Below are 8013 nucleotides of genomic sequence, written 5' to 3'. Positions count from 1 at the left end.
ACCTTACACCTCTAATTTGTTAAATAATTGCAATGCCTTGTTTTTTGAAATTTCACCTTTAGAAACTTTCTCCAAGATTTCCCGATAAAACTCTTCATTAAACTCCGCATTTTCATCAATTACTGTAGAATGATCAAGATGAAAATCAAACTCCACGTGATGGTCAAAAGCATATTTAGGCAAATCGATCAAAGGAGAGTCCATATTGCCGCACTGTTTCCAAAAATCGATAGAAGCACCTGCTATCCAGTCCTCTGCTAACTCTCTTAGGCCCTTTAATCCTTCATCCTGTGATGAAGTGGTTGAAGGAGGAGTATAATCTTGAAATGGCACATCTAACGAGATAAAGACACTGTCTTCTGCTGGTTCATGCTGAAGAAGTGACTCCAGCTTTGCTTTTACGTCCTCTAGTGACGATGCAAGTAGTCCAATCCGATATGTTAAATTCTGATTGATTCTGTATAACGAATTCGCCAGATCACTAAGCGATACAGAATCATTCTTTTTCAACAGTACCAGCAGCCGCTTGCTATACTCCATTAGGCTCCATTTGGTTTTGGCAGAAAAAATAAGCAGAACTTCTTCGGAATCAGTATCCTTTGCTTTTGAAGGAGTATCACCGAGATATTCCTCAATGATCAGATTCGCATACGAACCTCCCGCACCGAAAGAATTAATCATGCTTCTACGTGGAATGGTGCGACCTGTTTCGAAGTCTTGTAGCTGATCCCAATTTTCCGTTTTCTCTTGCAAATAAAAGGCCGTGTGCTCTAGCTTTATATTCGGGTTTCGTACGCTCGCATTTATCGTTGGAACAAGGGTTTTATGTTTAAGCTGGAGAAGCACTTTACTTAGCTGAGATATTCCTGATGCCGCCTCCAGATGTCCCACATTGGATTTAATGGAGCCTAATGCACAAAATTGCTTTTTGCTTGTATACGCTGCAAACGCATTGCGAAGGGCAACTACTTCTATTGGGTCGCCAAGCTCAGAGCCATTAGCGGCCGATTCCACATAGGTAATGGTTTCTGGGTCTATACCGGATCGTTTGATCGCCTCTTCAATTAATTCGGTTTGCTGCTTTGGATCGGGGACACTGTACTTTTGTCTTCCGCCACTGTGATTCATGTAGCTCCCCTTAATGATTCCATAAATCTTGTCCCGATCTTCCATAGCTAGTGAGAGAGGCTTTAATAGAACTGCTCCTACACCCTCCCCTGGAATATACCCATCACCTGTTCCAAAGCTTTTACTTTGATTGCCGCTTCCCAAGAAATTAATTTGGTCTAGTGAAACGTATTTAGAAGGATCTAAGGTCAAGTTAACTCCACCGGCAATAGCCATAGAGCAACTATTTTGCTTCAGGCTCTCGCATGCTAGGTGAATTGCCGTGAGTGAACTGGAACAAGCTGTATTAATAGCGATGCTCGGTCCTTTTAAATCAAAAAAATGGGAGGCTCTGTTAGCAATTTGCCAATCAGTCCGATTCGAATGCAGCACCGCTTGTTCCATAGAAGGCATTGTCCATGGATATTGGTTGTACATTGCTCCGACAAACACACCTATACCGGTTGCATTTTTCCTTTGAAACGCTCGCAAGGCATCCTTGGAATAGCCAGCATCCTCAAAGGTTTCCCAGGCCGTCTCCAAAAATAAGCGGACTTCTGGCGGGAGTTCCAGAGCTTCAGATGTCTCCATCTCAAACAAATAGTGATCAAATCGATTCCGATCATCTAAAAATCCGCCGTAATATTGTGGTGTATTCTCCTCTGATAAATTTTCCGATAAAGAGCCTACAAAAGAAGAACTCCTGCTCATTATGGATGCCTTTGTGATGCAATTATCTCCCCTCACCAAATGCTCCCACAGCTCTTCTACGTTTTTCGAAAGCGGGTATCGACCACTGATGCCAATGATCGCGATGTCGTCATTATCCTGTATATTGCTTGCTACGGAATGTTCAGGTAGCTGTGTAGTTTGGGAATTCGGTGCCTGTTTACTTTCATTGGAAAAATCCGTAGTGGTGCTCCAATCAATAGCAACTGCGGGTGCTTGTCCGGATGCTTCCTCTTTGTGAGATAAGAACCATTCGTTTAATCTATCCCGATGATTAACAACGAGATACTCAACCAATTCCTGAGTCGTGTTGTATTCAAAGAGCAATGTTTTGGAAAGCTCGCCTGTCACTTTTTCCAACGTTTTAATCAATTCAATTTGCATGATGGAATCTAGTCCGTATTTTTCAAAGGTGGTCCCAAGCTGAATTCGGTCAACTGAAAGATTGATGGCTTCCGCTAACACCTGTTTTACAAAGCTGATCGTGTTTTCTTCCAGCATTTCCTGAGATAGAGCATTCTCAACATTATAGATCTTGAGCTCTTGCTTCCTCGGCAAAATTCCAACAGCTTGCTTTAACTGATGCTCATTTCCTTCCAAAACGACGATCTGATTTTGACAAGTTGCCATCCCCCGATACAGAGCACGGATGCCATTCTGAGACGGCATAGCCACCATCCCTAGCGATTCCTTTAGCATTTTTTCTGTGCTTTGATTTACCTTCATGCCGCCGTCTTTCCATAATGGCCAGTTGATGGATATCATCCGCCCTTGGTTTTGACCTAGCTTTTTGTTATAGTACGCTGCATAAGCATCGGTAAAGGCGTTGGCGGCTGCGTAATCAGCTTGACCCGCATTACCTAGTACAGCGGCGGCCGCGGAACATACGATAAACCAATCGAGATTGCTATTCCTGCTTGCCTCGGCTAAATGAATGAGACCAGCTACTTTCGGGGCCATTACATTGTTTAGTTCATCTTGTGTTTTATTGAGCATAAGACGATCCTGAACTACTCCCGCACTATGAATGATTCCTTGAATACTGCCAAACTTCTCCTGAATATGCCGAATCATTTCTTGTACCTGATGCTCATGTGCTATATCTACTTGCATATATTCAGCATAAGCGCCTGCGCGCTCCAATTCTTTAAGCTTAGCTAAGCCATCTTCCGTGATTGCAGATCGTCCAATTAAAATAAGCTTTGGAGACGTTACTTGATGTGCAATTTCTGAGGCAAAAATAAAACCAAGCCCCCCAGCACCTCCAGTAATCAGGTAGGTTCCGCTGTTTTTCCAAGGAAGACTCGTTTGTTCGAAAAGCTCTTTAACCTCAGTCCAAGTAGCAACCAAACGCTTACCAGCCTCATATCGAATCGAGAAGTCATGAGGGGAACGGCTATTTTCCTCCAGCTTATGAAATAGTGCCTCCGCAGTAGCACCTGCTTCTGCTTCTATCATTTGTCCGACAATTTGAGGATTTTCTATCCGAGCTGTCAATAAAAGACCAGATAATCCTAAAAACACCGGCATCTCCGGTGTGCTAGACGTTACGATTTGTATCAGTATTTTTCCTTTTATTTTTCCCTTTTGGAGACCTTGAATTTTTTCTAGCAATTGCCAAGCATATAGTTGAAATCGCTCTGCCATGCTATTTGTGCCGCTTGAATCCAATACGAGATAATCGATACCATCCTTGTAAACAGTACGAATAAGGTCATCCCTGATAGCCTCATCAAGCTCACATAAAATGACCACTTGACGGAACAAGTCAGACTCTGAGCTGTCATGAGCAGTAACTGGTTTTTCTATCCATTCTGGCTGTAGAAGCAGTGTAGTAGTGTCCTCTTTTTCCAATGCTGTCGTGATAATTCCTTCTTCAGCTTCTGTTCCAATTTCCCTGAACATGAGTCCCTTAATCCTTGCACAAACCGTTCCTTGTTCATCACACAAATCGATATCTACCTTCTGTGTTCTGGCATCTGTAAGGCTATCTCCACTGCTGCGTATATAAGCCCACATAGAAGGAACACATCCGCCGAAAATCTCCACCTCATCCAAAGCAAATGGAAGAGCTGGCTTTACTTGATGAAAGGATGCTGTTTTATCTGAATGAATAGTGACTGACGTTAAACCTGACACCGCTTGTAACGCTGAATCTAACAAGCTAGGGTGCAGCAGAAAGGAATCCTTTGTTTCATAAATCTTTTTTGGCAGTGTTAGCTTTGCCAAGACTTGACCTGAGCCAGCATACAAATATTCGATTCCCTGATGACACTCGCCATAGTCTAGTCCAATCTTACGAAACATCGCATAGCACTCTTCAGACGTAATCTCTATACCATTGCATTGCTTTTGAATTTCTGGAATAGGGAGAGTCGGTATTTTCGCAAATGAACTCACTATCGCCTTCCCTTGACTATGCAATATAGGCTCGGTGTTACTTGATATTGGCTCACTACATATTTCATACGCAATCGCTTCATTTGTAGAAGAAAGCTTGATTTGAACTTCCACAGGTGCTTCACTAATCACAATAGGCCGTAACCAAATGACGTTTGTCAGCTTAATGCCTGACAGTTTTTCCTTGTGATCCCCCACGGAAGCTTCCACTGCCGCCCTGGCCATCTCCAGATATGCTACCCCTGGAAATACCCGCTGTCCCTTCACTACATGATCAGATGTAAAGAACTCCTCCCCGGTAAAAATCGAGCAAAATCGCTGTCCAGACAAGGTTGATGTATTATGATGAAGGAGCGGATGAAGGAGCTCTGCTTTTCTTTTTGTTGATTCTTCATGTTTCTTAGGCAGATTTTTTGTATCGGGCACCCAATAGCGTTCCTTGGCAAAGGGGTATTTTGGCAATGGAATTTTGAAAAAAGTCTTCCCTGCAAATAAGCGTTTATATTCCAATGTGTATCCTTGCGCGTATAATTCCGCTACTGTTGACAATTGCTCCAAATACTCGTCCTCATGGCCTATTTGCAAGCACTTTTCGATACATTCGTTCCCATACCGTCTCAAGGTCGCTTTTTCACGCTGATCATTTTTGTTCGGCTCTGTCTGGTATACACTTGCGGCTGTCCCCTTCATTAGCCACTCTTTAAGAGTGCTGACCAGTTCATCTCCATTTCTCGCCACACAAGAAACACGATACGGAAAATGCTTTCTTCCCACGAGTAACGTATAGCTCATATTATGGTAGTTGACATCTCGATCTCTTTCGCAATATTTGATCAATTGGCTTACCTGTTCACGAAGTTCGTCACTTGTACGAGCGGATAGGGCTAATATAATTCCAGGTAAATCCGCATGACGATGCATGATTTGTGGAGCTTCCTCTATTACCATGTGTGCATTTGTTCCACTGAAGCCAAACGCACTTATTGCTGCACATCGCTTTAATCCAGTTTGCACATCCCAAGCCTTACGTGAAGTATTGACGTAGAACGGGCTATCAGCAAATTGAATGTTGGAATTTCCCGTTTGAAAATTGATCGAAGGTGGAATCTGTTTATGCTTGAGAGCAAGTAAAATTTTTATTACCCCAGCTACTCCCGCCGCTGCTGTTGTGTGCCCAATATTGGTTTTAATTGAACCGATCGCGCAGTATTTCGTTTTGTCTGTGTACCCTTGAAATGCTCTGGTTAAGGCTTGATATTCGATGGGATCTCCCAGCTTTGTTCCCGTTCCATGTGCCTCAATCCATTGTATGTTTTGTGGATCAATGCAAAAGGAATCATAAACATGGCGGATCAGGCGTTCCTGTGAGTTGGCACTTGGGGCAGTTATCCCATTTGTTGTGCCATCTTGATTCACACCCGAGCCTCGAATCACTCCATAGATATGATCACCATCAGCGATCGCATCCTGTAGTCGTTTCAGCACAACCACACCGACACCTTCTCCCGGCACAAAACCATCTGCACGTTCGTCAAAGGTATAACAACGCCCTTTTGGAGACAGCATGCCAGCTCGGTTAGCACTGATATAAAAGCCCGGTGTCGGCTGAAGGAAAACACCACCCGCTAATGCCATTTCTGTTTCACGTGACCATAAACTCTGACATGCCAGATGAATGGATACCAGCGAACTTGAGCAAGCTGTATCCACAGTAACAGCAGGCCCTTGCAGATTCAAATAGTAGGCGAGTCGAGCTGGAATCACCGAGCCAGCATTGCCCCACATCGCCTGTGCGGGGGCTTCCTCTCCAATCAGCTCGGAATAATAATCCATATTAAAGCCCACGTAAATTCCGCAGGCACGTCCATCCATCCCTGTACCTGCGTACCCAGCATCCTCTAATGCCTTCCACGCTTCCTCCAAAAAAAGCCGTTGTTGTGGGTCCATATAAGCGGCCTCAGTCCCTGAAATAGAGAAAAAGAAAGGATCAAACTGATCAATGTCTTTAATAAAGCCACCATGATTACAATACTTTGTTTTACCAAAATACTTAGAAAGATCCCATCTGGTAACTTCCTCTATCAAATCATCCCCATTGGCTAAATGATCCCATAGCTCCTCTAAAGTATCCGCCTTGGCGAATTTTCCACTCATGCCGATGATCGCAATGGGGTCTTTCGAAAATGATTCACGCTGACATTCTAGGCTGTCTGCAGTCTGTAAGTCTAAAGGTGCGTCTTTACTTAAGAATCGGTTGTGTTCACTATGCTCTGATACGGGCTCTTGTTGTTTTTCTAGGACACGCATGTTCACACTTACAGGCTGAGCAGATACGCCCAGCCTGTCTGAAATTTCTTTCTTATATTCCGACACAATGTAATCCGTCAATTTATGAACAGAGCTATAATCGAACAAGCTTGTCGTCAACAGCTCCGTCTGTAATGTTTCATTCAATACCGTAACGAATTGAACCCCGGTGATAGAATCTAATCCATAATCAGAAAAGGATTCGTCGGCATCGATTAGTTGAGCGTCCATTTTTAAAGAATCCGACAGTTTTTCAATGAGTGCATCTCTTACAAAATCCCTAATCATCTGATCTGTTACATCGTCTACCCTCTGCGCTGAAGTCGGTTGTAAAGTAGTTTTTTTCTTTTGCGATGCAGATTGTTTAGGAGCAGGGTTATTTTTAGACAAGTGATTCAATCGGGCTACCCCATCGCTTTGAGCCACCACAACTTGCTGACCCAAATGATGGGCTTTCTCTGCTGGAAAAAAGACAGAGTGAAAACCCTCCTGCTCTAAAGCTCGCTTCCAGGATGTTGGTACTAATCCTGGACATCCCGGTATACGTAAGGACGGGTCTTCATACAGCCACCATCCCTCTAAAAGCCCGAATGTCAGATGAGCGAATACAGACTTACAACTGATTTCATTGATTAACAACAAACCGTTTTTCTTCAGCAATACCTTAGCATTCCGAAGTGTCTGCCGAATGTTTGATGTTGCATGAAGCACATTAGTGGCAATCACTAGATTATACTCACCGATTTGAATGCTCTGTCTGTCCGCAGGCTTTTCGACATCGTAGATTTGATAGGTTAAGTAGGGATTATGCGGGCCATATTCCTGTTCAGCGTGCTGTAGAAAAGCTTTTGATACATCCGTGTAGCAATACTCATCAAGATGCTCATGATATGGTTTCAGTTTTTGGAAAACCATCGCGCTGGTTCCCCCGGTTCCTGCTCCAATTTCTAACAAGCGAAACCGGGCTTTAGAATCATGAGCAAGTATTTCTTGCATATATGCCACTGCCGTATTGGCAAGCACTTCATTATAGTAATCAGCCAGTGGATTTTCTTTATAAATGCCTTCAACTAATTTCATAGAAGAGTTCGGGAAGATGACATCTGTTGCAGGTACTTTCCCCGTAAGAATGTCCGGTAATACTCTCAGTGTCGCTTCAACAAAAACGATTCGAGATTTCATGCTCCGATCTTTTATCCATACACGTTTTTGAAGATTCCACTCGCTCCATAAAGCATCCAGATCAACTTCTTCTGAATGGGTAACAAAGAAGCTTGTTCCGTTGTAGGACAGATAGTGATGCTGTGTCAAAACCATTAATGTTTCATGAAGCCATCTGTCATATTTCGGCTTTATTCCGGCTTTAGCTTCGAATTCGGCCTCAAGTATACCTTCCTTAGAAAACAACCCCAATAACCGTAGTTGCCCCCAGAGTAACTTGCAAAGAAGCTCTTCCATCTCCTTCATTCA

The 8013-nt window shown here is 43.4% G+C and carries 1 protein-coding gene; it reads right to left on the bottom strand.

Annotated features, from left to right (window positions below; genetic code table 11):
• Positions 1-3: 3 nt before the first annotated feature.
• The gene (locus GOP56_RS03930) at positions 4-8010 is read right to left on the bottom strand and encodes an SDR family NAD(P)-dependent oxidoreductase (protein WP_163244572.1); all 8007 of its coding nucleotides are present in this window, start codon (positions 8008-8010) and stop codon (positions 4-6) included.
• Positions 8011-8013 lie beyond the last annotated feature (3 nt).

Origin of the sequence: Brevibacillus sp. 7WMA2 (assembly GCF_010748895.1) — a bacterium.
GTDB classification, from domain to species: Bacteria; Bacillota; Bacilli; order Brevibacillales; family Brevibacillaceae; genus Brevibacillus_B; species Brevibacillus_B halotolerans.
The sequence above is the reverse complement of the archived record's forward strand: the minus strand, read 5'-3'. Positions and strand labels throughout refer to the sequence as shown.